Origin of the sequence: Lentzea fradiae (genome assembly GCF_900100955.1) — a bacterium.
Lineage (GTDB): Bacteria > Actinomycetota > Actinomycetes > Mycobacteriales > Pseudonocardiaceae > Lentzea > Lentzea fradiae.
Genome location: NZ_FNCC01000011.1, coordinates 34,635 through 48,193 on the forward strand (window position 1 = coordinate 34,635; position 13,559 = coordinate 48,193).

A 13,559-nucleotide genomic window follows, 5' to 3' on the forward strand; every position below is an offset into this window, starting at 1 on the left:
CAATGGGTCACGCCGCTGACGCTAAGAAGCTCCCGTTAACCCGAAGCTCCGCAATGTTTCGTACCGGGAAAATGGGCCGCTCAGAGCATGGCCGTGAGGTGGTGAGCAGCTCGTTCCAAGCCCGCAAAGGACTGCGGCGTTGACAACGGGTGCAGCGCGTGCACGGCGAGCCGGAACAGCATCGCGCGCAGCAGCGCCTGCTCCCACTCGGCCTGGTGGCTCCACCGGTGGAACAGCCCCGAGTCGGCGCCACCCCACGCCACGGCGTCCACCGCGACCACGGCCGCCGCCCACTCGGCGGGACGCCAGTAGGCGGTGAAGTCGATGACGGCCGGCTGGGCGTTGCCCGCGAACAGCACGTTGCCGAACAGGTCGCCGTGCACCACCTGCGGTTTGAGACCCAGCGGCTTCAGCCGCTCCTTGAGCAGCTCGAACAGCCTGCCGCCGAGGTCGGCGTCGAGCGGCACGTCCTCCTCGCCCCACGCCTTGCGGTCGGCGACGGCGAACACGTCCGTGCGCGTCTCCAGGAACCGCGGCTTCGGCAGCCCGGCCGTGGCCTGGTGCAGCCGCTGGGAGACGGAGATCACCTCGTCGTGGCGCGGCTCGGCGCGCCCGGCGAGGAACTTGGTGGCCGACCAGCCGCCGACGACGTACCGGCCGTCGGTGGACCGCAGCGGCCGTCCGATGCGCACGTGCGGCACGTCCAGGCCGTCGAGCGTCTTGGCGATCCAGGTGGCCTCGGCGGGCTTGGGCGCGGGACGGATCGTCGCGTCACCGCACCGCCACGCCGGGCCGCCGTCGATCAGCTCCGGCTCGGCGTCACGGGCCCCGAACGCCGCACGCACGTGCGCTGGGGGCGGTTCGGGGGACCGGGTCACGGCTCGGCACGCTACCTGCTTAGACCGTCCGGGTGGTGGAAGGCAGCACACCGCAATTCGTGCCGCCACCCGAAGGGCCGAACGCCCCTTACCCGCTTTCGGCCCAATCCGGCACCGCCCGCCCGCCTCCCCCGCCGCACGCGGGGGCCCTTCGTACTATCAGTCAGTACGAAAGGCCCCCGCGTGCGGCACAGGACGTGCGGGGCCGGGCCGGGCTGCGCGGGTACCGCGCTGCCCGGGCCGGTGATCAGTACGTCGGCAGGCTGGGGTCGACCTCGCGGGCCCACGCCAACACGCCGCCACCGACGTGCACCGCGTCCTTGAAGCCCGCCTGGTGCAGCGCCGCGAGGGCCTCCGCGGACCGGGCACCCGACTTGCAGTGCAGCACGAGCGGCTTGTCCTGCGGCAGCTCCGAGAACGCCTCGCCCGACAGGATCTTGTCCTTCGGGATGAGCACCGAGCCCGGGATCTTCACGATCTCGTACTCGTGCGGCTCGCGGACGTCCACCAGCAGGAAGTCCTCGCCGGACTCCTGCTTGTGCTTCAGCTCGAGCGGCGTGATCGTGTTGCCCGCGGCTGCCTGCTGCGCGTCCGTGGACACGACCCCGCAGAACGCGTCGTAGTCGATCAGCTCGGTGATCTTCGGCGACGCCGGGTCCTTGCGGATCTTGATGGTCCGGTACGACATCTCCAGCGCGTCGTAGACCATCAGGCGGCCCAGCAGCGGGTCGCCGATGCCGGTGAGCAGCTTGATCGCCTCGGTGACCATGACCGAGCCGATGGACGCGCACAGCACGCCCAGCACGCCGCCCTCCGCGCAGGAGGGGACCATGCCGGGAGGCGGCGGCTCCGGGTAGAGGTCGCGGTAGTTGAGGCCCTGGCCGTTCGGGGCGTCCTCCCAGAAGACGCTGACCTGGCCCTCGAACCGGAAGATCGAACCCCACACGTACGGCTTGCCCAGCAGCACCGCGGCGTCGTTCACCAGGTACCTGGTGGCGAAGTTGTCGGTGCCGTCGAGGATCAGGTCGTAGTCGCGGAAGATCTCCAGCGCGTTCTCGGAGTTGAGGTGCGTCTGGTGCAGGACCACCTTGACGAACGGGTTGATCTCCGCGACCGAGTCGCGCGCGGACTCCGCCTTCGGGCGGCCGACGTCGGACTGGCCGTGGATGACCTGACGTTGCAGGTTCGACTCGTCCACGACGTCGAAGTCGACGACGCCGAGCGTGCCGACCCCGGCCGCGGCCAGGTACAGCAGTGCCGGGCTGCCCAGGCCGCCCGCGCCGACGACGAGCACCTTCGCGTTCTTCAGCCGCTTCTGCCCGTCCACCCCGACGTCCGGGATGATCAGGTGGCGGCTGTACCGCGCGACCTCTTCCTTGGTCAGCTCCGCGGCTGGCTCAACGAGCGGCGGAAGCGCCATGCTGCTCCTCCTCGACGAATGTCTCCGTGTCCGAGACAACGCCTAGCCTGCCTCGGCTCTTCCCGCTTGGAAAGCCGTCTCAACCTGCGGGAAACGCGTTCGGCGTGCACACCTTGCCGTCGGGGGGCACCACGTCCTGGCCCGCGTTGAGCAGGGACACGAAGTCGTTCGAGACGCCGAAGGTCTGCTGCATCATCACGGGCGCGGGCGCGCCGTTCTCGGGGCAGGCCGCGTGGCCGCTGCCGAGCGCGTGGCCGACCTCGTGGTTGATCACGTAGTTGCGGTAGCCGGCCAGGTCGCGGCTGTAGACCATCGCGCCGCGCACCCAGCGGGCGACGTTGATGATCACGCGCTTGGTCTGCGGGTGCCAGCAGGAGGTCTCGAACGGGATCTCCTTGCCGCACAGCGTGTGCGTGGTCTTCGTGCTGGTCAGCGCGATGGTGAAGTCCGGGTTCTGGTTCGCCTCGACCCGCTGCAGCGCGACGGTCTTGGTGCCGACCCAGCTGCGCGGGTCGGACAGGAAGCCCTCGACGGTGCGGGCGAACGCCGCCTCGTCGTCGTTGTAGTCGGAGGGCTTCACGCCGTCCTCGATGGCGATCGCGTACTTGCGGAACTTGGGCGCGTTCGCCTCGCCGACCCGCGGGCCGTTGCCGCCGATGACCTTGAACGTGCCGACGCCGTCCTGCGAGAACTCCGGACCGGCCGGCAGCTCCGCGGTCGGGATGTTCAGCTGCGGTTTCTGGGCCTGCACCTCGGTCGGCGGGGCCTCGGGCGTGCTCACCGGCGCCTCGGAGGCGTTGCCCGCGCCGGAGACGCCCTGTTCGGGGATCGTGCCCGGCTGGACGGTGTCCAGGACGACGAGCGCGGTCAGCACGAGCAGCACCGGGACGGCGTAGATCCGCCAGCCGTAGCCGGCGATGAGCCGCTTCAGCCCGCGGCGCCGGGACGAGCGCCGCGGGGCGGCGGCGTTCTCGGGTTCCCAGGCGGCCGCGAGCGGTTCCGCGCTGGTCCGGCGCTCGCCACGGCGGTAGCGGTCAGCTGGCGGATCAGTTCGTCCTCGCTCGGGGGCGCGATTCACGTCCACCAGGGTCCCACATCGCGTCTCACCACGTGCTCCTGTCCACCGCCTCCCACATGCCCAGCACGGCCCTGGCGACGGTCGCCGGCCGTTCCATCTGGGCGACGTGCCCGGTGTTCGGCAGCACCAGCAGCCGTCCCCTCGGCAGGAGCCTCGCGGTGCGCGGGCCCTTGCGCACGCTGACGAGCCGGTCGTGCTCGCCCCACAGCACGAGCGTGGGCGCCTGCACCCGCGGCAGCAGCCGCCACAGCGACTTCGGTCCGGGCGTGAGCCAGCTCGTCATCAGCCCGAGCGTGCTGCGGTTGAGGGCCTGCGCCGCCCACCGCTGCCGGGCGCGTTCCTCGTTCTCGCTGATCGACTCCTCGATGCGGTGGTCGGGCACCAGGCTCGGGTCGGAGAAGCACAGCTCGATCATCTGCCGGGTGCGGTCCTGCGGGGTGAGCTTCGCGAGCTCGCGGCGGACCTTCGCGCCGACCACCGGGAGCACGGCGAGCGCCATCCGCGGGTCGGACATGCGGTCGAGCTTCGGCCGCAGGTCGGGCACCGCGGGTGACACCAGCGTGAGCGTCCTGACCAGGTCGGGGCGGCTGGCGGCGACGATGACGGAGATGGCGCCGCCCATCGAGTTGCCGAACAGGTGCACGGGCTCGCCGAACGTCTCCAGGTAGGCGATGACGGTGCGGGCGTGCGTGGTGAGGCTGAAGTCGTAGCCGGGGACCGGCTCGGACCGGCCGAACCCCGGCAGGTCGACCGAGAAGCCGCGGACGTGCCCGCGCAGCTGGGCCGAGAGGTCGGTCCAGTTGGTCGCGGACCCGCCGAGCCCGTGCACGTAGACGGCGGCCGGTCCCTCGCCGGGAGTGGCCCTGACGTGCACCTCGTGGCCATCGACCTGGACGAGCTCGCCGGGCCACGGCTTCTGCGAGGTGTCGAGAGGGGGCAGCTCGGCGGAGGACAGCGGGGCGGGAATCAACGTGCTCACCAGACCAGGATGCGGGAAAGAACGCCCGGATGGTTCCCGGGAGCGCCCTACCAGCGAGTAAGGTTGCGCTCACGCCCCGGACCGGCAACCCCGGAACGACGGCAGGATCACTCGTGCTGGAGGCACCATGACGGAGACGGCGCAGAGCGCACCCGCGGGAAGGGGCGTTCGACTGCCGCGCACCGCACGACGCGCGCAACTGCTGGCGGCGGCGCAGGACGTGTTCGTCACCAACGGCTACCACGCCGCGGCGATGGACGAGATCGCCGAACGCGCGGGCGTGTCGAAGCCGGTGCTGTACCAGCACTTCCCCGGCAAGCTCGAGCTGTACATGGCGCTGCTGGAGTCCCACGTGGACGAGCTGGTGGGCAGGGTCCGCACCGCCATCGGCTCGACGACGGACAACAAGCTGCGCGTGCGCGCCGCGGTGGCCGCGTTCTACGACTTCGTCGACGGCGAGGGCCAGGCGTTCCGGATGGTGTTCGAGTCCGACCTGCGCGGCGAGCCCGCCGTGCAGGAGGCGGTCGAGCGCGCCACCACCGACTCGGTCGACGCGATCACCGACACGATCACCGCGGACGCGGGCCTCGACCCCGAGCGGGCCCGCCTGCTGGCCGTCGGCCTGGTCGGGTTGTCGCAGGTCACGGCCCGGTCATGGCTCGCGGACAACCGCCGGGTGCCGAAGGAGGAGGCGGTCGCGCTGATCTCCAACCTGGCGTGGCGCGGCATCGGCGGCGGCTTCCCGCTCCAGCACTGAGCGGGGACTGACAACGTCGAAGGGGCCCCTCCGCGAGGGGCCCCTTTCGTCGTCTTCCGTTCAGCGGCGTCCGTTCATCAGGGCCGCGATCCGTCTCGCGACGTCCTCCGAACGTTCCAGCGGCAGCATGTGCCCGGCGCGCGGGTAGATCACGAACTCCGCCGACGGCAGGGCCTCGGCCAGCACCCGCGCGTGCCGCATCGGTGTCAGCACGTCCCACGAGCCCGCCAGCACGACCGTCGGGATGTCCGACAGCACCGCCAGCGCCTCTTTCCGCTGGTGCAGCGTCAGTTCCTCGCGGATGCCCGCGAACGCGGCACCGCAGGTGTTGCCCGCCATCGCCGCGGCGGCGCGCACGTCCTCCCAGCGCGGCCTGCGCCCGAACGTCACCCGCAGGCCCGGTGCGAGCACGCGGCCGAACCCGACCTTGGGCCGGGCGCCGATCCACCGCCCCGCGAGCTTCTCCACCGCGCTCTGCCGGGGCAGGTCGCCGCACGACGTGGCGACGAGCGCCACCCCGGACACGCGGTCGAACAGCTCGGGCCGCTGCTCGGCCAGCGCCATCACCGTCATGCCGCCGAGCGAGTGACCGGCCAGCACGAGCCGTCCCGTGGGAGCGTGTTCTTCGATCACCGCGGCCAGGTCGTCCGCCAGCTCGGCGATCGTCCCGGTGAGGCTCTCCGAACGGCCGTGGCCGCGCACGTCGTAGCGGACCACGCGGCCGGGCAGCGTCGCCGCCACCCGGTCCCAGGTCGTCAGGTCCATCGTCCAGCCGTGCAGCAGCACGGCGGTCACGTCCGAGTCCGCCTCCCCGGACGTGACGACGTTCAGCCGAGCAGGAACGAGCGGCGCCACGAGCGCATCCCCGGCCTTCCCACCAGTCCGGCCTCGTCGAGGAACGACATGATCCGTTCGCCGGACCAGCGGATCGTCTCCTGGAACCGCGGGTTGCCCAGCGCCTGCCGGTGCGCCTCGCGCGCGTCCAGCCCGACGGCGGTGTAGACCCGCGGGTTGATGAGCGCGCGGGTGATCATGAGCGACGTGAAGGCGATGAGCCACCGCTGGTAGGGCTTCTCGAACCCCTTCAGCTCCGCCATGCCGCGCAGCAGTTCCTCGCGGGCGAACCGCACGTGGCGGGCCTCCTCCAGCACGTGGATGCGGTTGACCATCCGCACGATCGGCTGGACGGTCTCGTCGTTCATCGCCTCGCGCTGCAGGCGGTCGAGGATCTCCTCGGCGACGAGGATCGAGCCGTACATCGCGGGGCCGTAGCCGATGACGGGCAGCAGCTTGCCGAGCCGGTGCGTGCTCCTCGTCGGCCCGTACGCGGGGCAGCCGACGCGTTCGACCAGGCGCGCGAACATCGTGGAGTGCCGGCACTCGTCGGCGACCTCGGTCAGCGCGTACTGGGCGTGCCGCGTGGTCGGGTCGCTGTTGTAGACGACCTTCACCAGCATCTGCATGAGCAGCAGCTCGAACCACAGGCCCACCGAGGCGATGGACGCCAGCTCGTGCCGGGACAGCTCGATGCGCTGCTCGGGGGTCAGCGACTCGTAGAGGGGTGTGCCGTAGAGCGAGATGCGCTGCTCGGGGAGGTAGAAGAGCCCGTCGGCCAGCGGCGCTGACCAGTCGATGTCCACCTCGGGGTCGTAGAACTTCTCGGCGGACGACTTGAGCAGCCGTTCCGCTGTCTTCTCCCGATCGGCGACCCTCATCGGTTGCCCCTCCCAGTAAGTGTTACTTGAGGTAACGGTTACTTCTGGTAGCGTGCGTCACATGGCACGCACTGTCAAGGGGCCGGACGCGCGGCGCGAGCGGTGGAAGGGTCACCGCGAGCAGCGCAGGGCGGAGTTCGTGGAGGCCACGATCGCCGCGGTGGCCAGGAAGGGCCCCGACGTCGGCATGGACGACGTGGCCGCGGAGGCGGGCGTCAGCAAACCCGTGCTGTACCGGCACTTCACCGACAAGTCCGACCTGTACCTGGCGGTCGGCCAGCGGGCCACCGAGCTGCTGATGGACCGGATGGGTCCCGCGCTGCTCGCCGACGGCCCGATCCGCGGCCGCATCGAGCAGATCGTCGACGCCTACCTGTCGGTGGTCGAGGACAACCCGAACCTCTACCGGTTCGTCGTGAAGGGGTCCTTCGTCGACCGGCCGGTGGAGAAGGACGTCGTCGCCGAGGACAAGAACCTCATCGCGACGGCGCTCGCCCGCATCCTCGGCGACTACCTGCGCGCGCTCGACATGGACTCGGGCGGCGCCGAGCCGTGGGCGCACGCGCTCGTCGGCATGGTGCAGAACGCGGGCGACTGGTGGCTCGACCGCCAGACCATGTCCCGCGCGAACCTCAGCGACTACCTCGCCACCCTCATCTGGCACGCCATCGACGGGCTGCTGCGTTCGGCGGGCGTCGAGGCGGACCCGGAGAAGCCCCTCACCCCGCTGCGATTGGTGGACTGATGAGCGAGCACGAGCACGAGCACGAGCACGACGAAGAGGGCTACACCGGTCCGGCGACCCTCGTCTTCGACAGTGGGGAGCTGGCCGTCGAGGTCGACCTGCGCGGCCACTTCCAGCCGATCGACGGCCGCTTCCACTGGTACGGCCGGGTGAAGGCGGACGAGGAGGTCACCGCCCGCGTCGAGGGCGGCGCGCGGTCGGCGTTGCTGCGCACCCCCGGCGGCGAGGCGCGGACCACGCTCACCGACCAGGACCCGTGGGGCCGCTACCGCGTCGGCGGCACCTCGACACCGCCCTACGAGATCGTGCAGCCCGCCACGCACTGAAAGACGCCACGCGCCGAACCCGAGAAAGCCCTGGTCAGGGAATCCTGACCAGGGCTTTCCGCGGTACGACTCAGGCTCCGAACCCGACCTTGCGCGAGTCCTGCGGGCCGATCTCCACGTACGCGACGCGGCCAGCGGGCACGACGAACCGCGCACCCTTGGCGTCCACCAGCGACAGCACGCTGGACTTGCCGGACACCGCGTCCGCCACCAGAGCCTCGACCTCGGACGGGTTGAGCTCACTGGTCACGACGAGTTCCCGCGGGCTGTCCGCGACGCCGATCCTGACCTCCACGCTGACCTCCGTGCTCAAGAGAAAAAACTGATCCCGAGCCTACCTAGCCCAGACCCAGCTGCGTCATGCGCCGCGCGTGCGACTGCTGGAGACGGCGGAACAGCTGCCCGATCCCGGCGAGGTCGCCGGACCCCCTGATGATCAGCTCCGAGAGGCCGTCCCGCTCCGCCACCACGTACTGGGCCTGCGTCAACGCCTCCCCGAGCAGCCGGCGGCCCCACAGCGCGAGCCGGTCGCGGACCCGCGGATCGGACTCGACGGCGGCCAGGACTTCGCGCTCAGCGAACGCGGAGTGTCCCGTGTCGGCGAGCACGTGGAGCACCAGCTCCTTGGTCGGCTCGTCGAGCCACTCGGCGATCTCGCGGTAGAAGTCGGCGGCCAGGCCGTCGCCCACGTACGCCTTCACGAGCGACTCGAGCCACGACTTGGGGCTGGTCGACTCGTGGAACGCGTCGAAGCCCTTCACGAACGGCGCCATCGCGTCCTCGACCGCCACACCCTCCGCGGCGAGGTGCTTCTGCAGCAGCGTGAAGTGGCCGATCTCCGCCGCCGCCATCTGCGCCAGCGCCGCCCTGCCCGCCAGCGTCGGCGCCGATCGCGAGTCCTCGGTCATCCGGTCGAAGGCTGAGAGCTCGCCGTACGCAAGCGCTCCCAGAAGATCGACAACACCCTCCGCAACACCCATGCTTGCGAACTCTAGTGGTCAAATGCGTCTTGGCAGGTAGAATGGGATCGACGCCCGGCGTGACGAGTGTGACGAACCGCCGCGAGGCGCACGAAATGGTGCGCGTACACCTTTCCCGCAGCTGATTCCCGAGCGCGGTCGAGAGGCCCGGCCAGGGCTCGTACGCGCTTGGTACGAGAGAGGCTGATCATCCTGACCGCTGAAGTAGAAGCACATCCGGACCCCGTCCTGCTGGAGCACTCCGAGACAGGCGTCCCCGCCCAGGACACGTCGCACCCCCTGCTGGCAGACGCCCCTGCGCAGTCCGGCACCCCCACGTTCGCCGAGCTGGGAGTGCGTGACGAGATCGTCAGGGCACTCGGCGAAGCCGGCATCGAACGCACGTTCGCCATCCAGGAGCTGACGCTCCCCATCGCGCTCGCCGGTGACGACGTCATCGGCCAGGCCCGCACCGGCACCGGCAAGACCCTCGGGTTCGGCGTGCCGCTGCTGCACCGCGTCGAGACCCCCGGTGACGGCACCCCGCAGGCCCTTGTGGTGGTCCCCACCCGTGAGCTGTGTCTCCAGGTCGCGCACGACCTCACCGACGCGTCGAAGCACCTCGACCTGAAGGTCGCCGCGATCTACGGCGGCATCCCCTACGAGCGGCAGATCGCGCAGCTGCGCAAGGGCGTCGACGTCGTCATCGGCACGCCCGGCCGCCTGCTCGACCTCGCCGAGCAGCGCCACCTGGTGCTCGGCAAGGTCCGCATGCTCGTGCTGGACGAGGCCGACGAGATGCTCGACCTGGGCTTCCTGCCCGACATCGAGCGCATCCTGACGATGGTCCCCGACGAGCGGCAGACGATGCTGTTCAGCGCGACCATGCCGGGCCCGATCATCACGCTCGCCCGCACGTTCCTGAACCAGCCGACGCACATCCGTGCCGAGGAGAACGACGCGGGCCAGACGCACGAGAACACCTCGCAGTTCGTCTACCGGGCGCACTCGATGGACAAGCCGGAGATGCTGGCCCGCGTGCTGCAGGCCCGCGACCGCGGCCTCACGATGGTGTTCGCCCGCACGAAGCGGACGGCGCAGAAGGTCGCGGACGACCTGACCGAACGCGGGTTCGCCGCGGCGGCCGTCCACGGCGACCTGGGCCAGGGCGCGCGCGAGAAGGCGCTGCGGGCGTTCCGCAACGGCAAGGTCGACGTGCTGGTGGCCACCGACGTCGCGGCGCGCGGCATCGACATCGACGACGTGACGCACGTCATCAACTACCAGTGCCCCGAGGACGAGAAGACCTACGTCCACCGCATCGGCCGCACGGGCCGTGCCGGGCGCACCGGTGTCGCCGTGACGTTCGTCGACTGGGACGAGACGGCGCGCTGGCGGTCCGTCGACGAGGCGCTCGGCCTCGGCCAGCCGCTGCCGGTCGAGACCTACTCCACCTCGGACCACCTGTTCGCGGACCTGGGCATCCCGTCCGGTTCCACGGGCAGGCTGCCGCTGAGCCACCGCACCCGCGCCGGGCTCGACGCCGAGGAGGAGGAGAACCTCGACTCGGGCAAGCGCAAGCAGCGCCGGCGCCGCACCGGCTCCACCACCGGCCGCGAGCAGGCGCCGGAGGCGAGCGAGGAAACCCGTCCGAAGCGTTCGCGCACCCGCACGCGCAGCCGTGGCGGCGTAGCGGAGGAGGGGCAGCCGGCCGAGGCGGCGTCGTCCGAACCGGCTGACAAGCCCGCCTCCGACAAGCCGCGCCGGCGCCGTCGTCGTCGAACCTCTGCCGAACAGGCCGCACCTTCGGCAGACTGATCACCATGTCGTCCCCCGGTTCCGACGTCACCGAGGTCGAGGACGTCCTCGACGAGCCCTCTCACGAGGCCGAAGCCGAGTCCTCGCCCGTCGAACGCCCGCCAGCCCGGTCCTGGCGCACCCGCGCCGACTTCGTCGCGCTCGCGCTGATCGCCGTCGTCTCGCTCGTCGCGTCCGTCCTCACGTGGGCGTTCAGCGACGCGCGGGCCACGACGTCGGTCACGGGGCCGTCGTCGTGGGAACCGCTGCCCGAGGCAGCGGCTCTTCCCCCGACGCTGTCGGAGGTGTGGCGTGCGCCGAGCGGGGCGACGCAGTCCCCCGCGGTCGTGCTGAGCGCAGCGCCCCAGACGGGCGAGGAGAAGCCGTCGTCGGTCGTCACCGGCGACGGCGGCACCGTCCACGGCCGCGATCCCCTCACCGGCGACGTGCGGTGGACGTACGAGCGCGACCTGCCGCTGTGCGTGGTGAGCACGGCCTGGGGCCGGGCGATGGCCCTGTACTCCAAGGGCACCAACTGCTCGGAGCTCACCTCGCTCGACGGCGTGACGGGCGAGCGCCGCGCACAGCGCAACGGCGACGCGGAACCGGGAACGGCCCTGCTCAACGAGGGCTCCCACCTCATCACCACCGGCTCGAAGTTCCTCGAGGTCTACCGCCGCGACGACCTGGTGAGGTCGCTCGAGTACGGCACCCTGCGCGCCATCGTGAACCCCGGCAAGCAGCCGCGCACCGGCTGCACGTACGGCTCGGTCGCGGTGTCGTCCGGCCGGTTCGCGCTGATCGAGCGCTGCCCGGACGACGCGTCCGACCGGGTCTCGGTGCTCAAGCCGAACCCGGAGCACTCCGACCAGCCCCAGGTGTTCGCGAGCGTCCTGACCGGCAGCAAGAGCTCACAGGTCGTGGCGGTCACCGACAAGCTCGTCGCGGTGGCGGTGCCGAACCCGGCCCGCCTGCTCGTGTTCGACGCCGAGAGCGGCAACCAGATCACCGAGAAGCCGCTCGACGTGCCGGACGCCGACTTCACCGAGCCGCCGAACCACGTGACGCGCGCGTTCACGACCAAGACCAACGTCTTCTGGTTCTCCGGCTCGAAGACGGTCGCCCTGTCGCTGGAGACCCTCACTCCACAGTGGACGGCGGACGGCACGCTGGGCGCCGGCACGACCCTCGCGGGCCGTGCGGTCATCCCGGTGCAGGACGGTCTGCGCGTGTACGAGCAGGCCACCGGCGAGGTCGTGGGCACGGTCAAGCTCGACCGCGAGGGCCACACCGGCCCTGTGCAACTCGCCACAGCCGGGTCCGTCGTGCTCGAGCAGCGTGGCGGAACCCTGGTCGCGCTGCGATAGTTCCTCTCGTGCACTCGCAGCTCAGCCCGCACCGGGCACACCGCGTCGACCTCCAGGGCCGGTACGGCACGATCGCGGCCTTGCGCGCGCCCGCGATGGGCGACGACGCGGTGCGCACGACGGCGCTGCTGGTCCCCGGCTACACGGGGTCCAAAGAGGACTTCGCGCCGATGCTCGACCCGATCGCGGACGCCGGGTTCGAGGTGGTCGCGATCGACCTGCCGGGCCAGCAGCACTCACCGGGCCCCGGCGACGAGGCGCTCTACCGCCCCGGCCCGCTGGGCTCGGTGGTCGCCGAGCTGGTCGGCAAGATCGCCGCGGACGGCCGGAAGGTCCTGCTGCTGGGCCACTCCTACGGCGGCCTGGTGTGCAGGGCGGCGGTCTTCGCGGGCGCCCCGATCGCCGGCCTGACGCTGATGTCGTCGGGCCCGTCGGAACTCCCCGCCGGTGACCGCCGCACAGCCCTGGAGGTCGGCGAGCACGTGCTGGCCGAGCAGGGCGTGGCAGGCGTGCAGAAGCTGAACGAGCTGCGCTCGTCCCAAAACCCGGCGTGGGCCGTCCTGCCGCAAGAGCTGAAGGACTTCTACCGCGCCAGGTTCCTGAACTCCCCTGCCGCGGCTCTCCTCGGCATGGGCAACGGCCTGCGCGAGGAACCCGACCAGGTCGCGAAACTGGCCCGCACCCTCCGCTCGACCGGCACGCCGTGCCTCGTGGTGTGCGGCGACACGGACGACGCGTGGAGCCCAGCCGTTCAACGCGACATGGCCGAACGGCTGGACGCCGACTTCGCCGTACTCCCCGGCGTGATGCACTCCCCGAACACCGAGGCACCGCACGAACTCATGGCCACCCTGCTCCCGACTTGGCGAGCCTGGCTCAGCTCCTGAGGTCTTCGATCCCCTTTTCGGTTGGAAGCTGATCCGGATCTCGCGCTCGTCCCGGGCGACCACGTTCGGGTAGCCACGCACCTCCGCCTTCGCGAACGCGGGCGTCAGCAGGCTGAACGCCCGGCTGTCGGCCGTGACCGTCTCGAACCCGCCGGTGCGGCCGAGGCCGTCCCGGCTGTCGGACGCGATGCCCACCAACACGCTCTGCCTCCGGGAACTTCCTCGTTCCACACCCCTCACCGGCTCCGTCCCGTGTGGACGGAAACCCCGGCCCGGCCGTGGGTCAGCCCTCTATGCCCACCAGAACGTCCACAACGTCCCCGCTGCCACCACAAAAACAACCAGCGACGAAACAGGAGCCTTCCAGTCCGCATACCGATCAGCCACGATCTGGCCCCCCACGGCCAGCAACGCAGCCACCACATGGGCAACAACGGACAAAGTCCCAGGCCCAGGCAGATCCCGGGAGTTCGCGTAGAACTGGACGCCGATGTTGCCCAGCGCGAGGAGCACCAGCCCCACCGCCAGCACGCCGCTCAAAGCGCGCAGGATTCCATAGGCCCGCGACGGCCGCTTTGCTGCTTCCACGTCCACGCCCGCCACCCTACGGCCCCACCCGCACACCGAGCGCGACACATCCGGACATCAGCC

15 protein-coding genes are annotated in these 13,559 nt (G+C 70.9%); 6 read left to right on the forward strand and 9 right to left on the reverse strand.

Features of this window, described 5'->3' with window-relative positions; genetic code table 11:
* Window positions 1–80 precede the first annotated feature (80 nt).
* From BLT23_RS25605 to BLT23_RS25620, 4 genes are all read right to left on the reverse strand, one after another.
* Window positions 81–878 carry a TIGR02569 family protein gene (locus BLT23_RS25605; RefSeq protein WP_090053107.1) on the reverse strand — a complete coding sequence of 266 codons (798 nt, stop codon included), beginning with the start codon at window positions 876–878 and terminating at the stop codon, window positions 81–83.
* A gap of 247 nt (window positions 879–1,125) precedes the next feature.
* Window positions 1,126–2,298, reverse strand: a complete 1,173-nt coding sequence (gene moeZ, locus BLT23_RS25610; protein WP_090053109.1) for an adenylyltransferase/sulfurtransferase MoeZ — start codon at window positions 2,296–2,298, stop codon at window positions 1,126–1,128.
* Window positions 2,299–2,377: 79 nt separating this feature from the next.
* A complete protein-coding gene (locus BLT23_RS25615; RefSeq protein WP_245744169.1) occupies window positions 2,378–3,376 on the reverse strand; it encodes a DUF3152 domain-containing protein in 999 nt (332 codons plus the stop codon).
* A gap of 25 nt (window positions 3,377–3,401) precedes the next feature.
* Window positions 3,402–4,355 carry an alpha/beta fold hydrolase gene (locus BLT23_RS25620; protein WP_245744170.1) on the reverse strand — a complete coding sequence of 318 codons (954 nt, stop codon included), beginning with the start codon at window positions 4,353–4,355 and terminating at the stop codon, window positions 3,402–3,404.
* A gap of 127 nt (window positions 4,356–4,482) precedes the next feature.
* On the opposite strand from BLT23_RS25620, the gene BLT23_RS25625 reads away from it, so the two are divergent.
* Complete coding sequence (locus BLT23_RS25625; protein WP_090053116.1) at window positions 4,483–5,112, forward strand: TetR/AcrR family transcriptional regulator; 630 nt, start codon at window positions 4,483–4,485, stop codon at window positions 5,110–5,112.
* Between the two features lie 60 nt (window positions 5,113–5,172).
* On the opposite strand, the gene BLT23_RS25630 is transcribed toward BLT23_RS25625, so the two are convergent.
* Window positions 5,173–5,967, reverse strand: coding sequence for an alpha/beta fold hydrolase (locus tag BLT23_RS25630; protein WP_245744171.1), 795 nt, complete (start codon window positions 5,965–5,967; stop codon window positions 5,173–5,175).
* Entirely contained in the window at window positions 5,940–6,827 is an 888-nt protein-coding gene (locus BLT23_RS25635; RefSeq protein WP_090053119.1) for an AurF N-oxygenase family protein, read from the reverse strand. Before BLT23_RS25635 ends, BLT23_RS25630 begins: the two co-directional genes overlap by 28 nt.
* Window positions 6,828–6,888: 61 nt before the next feature.
* Between BLT23_RS25635 and BLT23_RS25640 the strand changes: the two genes are divergently transcribed.
* The gene (locus BLT23_RS25640; protein ID WP_090053122.1) at window positions 6,889–7,572 is read left to right on the forward strand and encodes a TetR/AcrR family transcriptional regulator; all 684 of its coding nucleotides are present in this window, start codon (window positions 6,889–6,891) and stop codon (window positions 7,570–7,572) included.
* Window positions 7,572–7,898 carry a DUF4873 domain-containing protein gene (locus tag BLT23_RS25645; protein WP_090053124.1) on the forward strand — a complete coding sequence of 109 codons (327 nt, stop codon included), beginning with the start codon at window positions 7,572–7,574 and terminating at the stop codon, window positions 7,896–7,898. Before BLT23_RS25640 ends, BLT23_RS25645 begins: the two co-directional genes overlap by 1 nt.
* A 70-nt stretch (window positions 7,899–7,968) precedes the next feature.
* On the opposite strand, the gene BLT23_RS25650 is transcribed toward BLT23_RS25645, so the two are convergent.
* Both BLT23_RS25650 and BLT23_RS25655 read right to left on the reverse strand, forming a co-directional pair.
* Window positions 7,969–8,193, reverse strand: coding sequence for a DUF3107 domain-containing protein (locus BLT23_RS25650; RefSeq protein ID WP_053739329.1), 225 nt, complete (start codon window positions 8,191–8,193; stop codon window positions 7,969–7,971).
* A gap of 43 nt (window positions 8,194–8,236) precedes the next feature.
* Window positions 8,237–8,878, reverse strand: coding sequence for a ferritin-like fold-containing protein (locus BLT23_RS25655; RefSeq protein WP_090053127.1), 642 nt, complete (start codon window positions 8,876–8,878; stop codon window positions 8,237–8,239).
* A gap of 168 nt (window positions 8,879–9,046) precedes the next feature.
* On the opposite strand from BLT23_RS25655, the gene BLT23_RS25660 reads away from it, so the two are divergent.
* Genes BLT23_RS25660 through BLT23_RS25670 form a run of 3 tightly spaced genes read left to right on the forward strand, consistent with a single transcriptional unit; the run spans window position 9,047 to window position 12,908 of the window.
* Entirely contained in the window at window positions 9,047–10,675 is a 1,629-nt protein-coding gene (locus BLT23_RS25660; protein ID WP_090053130.1) for a DEAD/DEAH box helicase, read from the forward strand.
* A 5-nt stretch (window positions 10,676–10,680) separates the two neighbouring features.
* Window positions 10,681–12,021: an Rv3212 family protein gene (locus BLT23_RS25665; RefSeq protein ID WP_143036038.1), complete on the forward strand. Its 1,341-nt coding sequence runs from the start codon at window positions 10,681–10,683 to the stop codon at window positions 12,019–12,021.
* An 8-nt stretch (window positions 12,022–12,029) separates the two neighbouring features.
* Complete coding sequence (locus tag BLT23_RS25670) at window positions 12,030–12,908, forward strand: alpha/beta fold hydrolase (protein WP_090053133.1); 879 nt, start codon at window positions 12,030–12,032, stop codon at window positions 12,906–12,908.
* A gap of 291 nt (window positions 12,909–13,199) precedes the next feature.
* Here BLT23_RS25670 and BLT23_RS25675 read toward each other — a convergent pair whose 3' ends face one another.
* The gene (locus BLT23_RS25675; RefSeq protein WP_143036039.1) at window positions 13,200–13,502 is read right to left on the reverse strand and encodes a hypothetical protein; all 303 of its coding nucleotides are present in this window, start codon (window positions 13,500–13,502) and stop codon (window positions 13,200–13,202) included.
* Between the last annotated feature and the right edge of the window lie 57 nt (window positions 13,503–13,559).

Excerpts from the sequence above, each read along its gene's own strand:
- BLT23_RS25645 (WP_090053124.1), top strand. The coding sequence starts at position 7,572 with ATGAGCGAGCACGAGCACGAGCACGAGCACGACGAAGAGGGCTACACC.
- BLT23_RS25655 (WP_090053127.1), bottom strand. The coding sequence starts at position 8,878 with ATGGGTGTTGCGGAGGGTGTTGTCGATCTTCTGGGAGCGCTTGCGTAC.
- BLT23_RS25635 (WP_090053119.1), bottom strand. The coding sequence starts at position 6,827 with ATGAGGGTCGCCGATCGGGAGAAGACAGCGGAACGGCTGCTCAAGTCG.
- BLT23_RS25665 (WP_143036038.1), top strand. The coding sequence starts at position 10,681 with ATGTCGTCCCCCGGTTCCGACGTCACCGAGGTCGAGGACGTCCTCGAC.
- moeZ (WP_090053109.1), bottom strand. The coding sequence starts at position 2,298 with ATGGCGCTTCCGCCGCTCGTTGAGCCAGCCGCGGAGCTGACCAAGGAA.
- BLT23_RS25640 (WP_090053122.1), top strand. The coding sequence starts at position 6,889 with ATGGCACGCACTGTCAAGGGGCCGGACGCGCGGCGCGAGCGGTGGAAG.
- BLT23_RS25625 (WP_090053116.1), top strand. The coding sequence starts at position 4,483 with ATGACGGAGACGGCGCAGAGCGCACCCGCGGGAAGGGGCGTTCGACTG.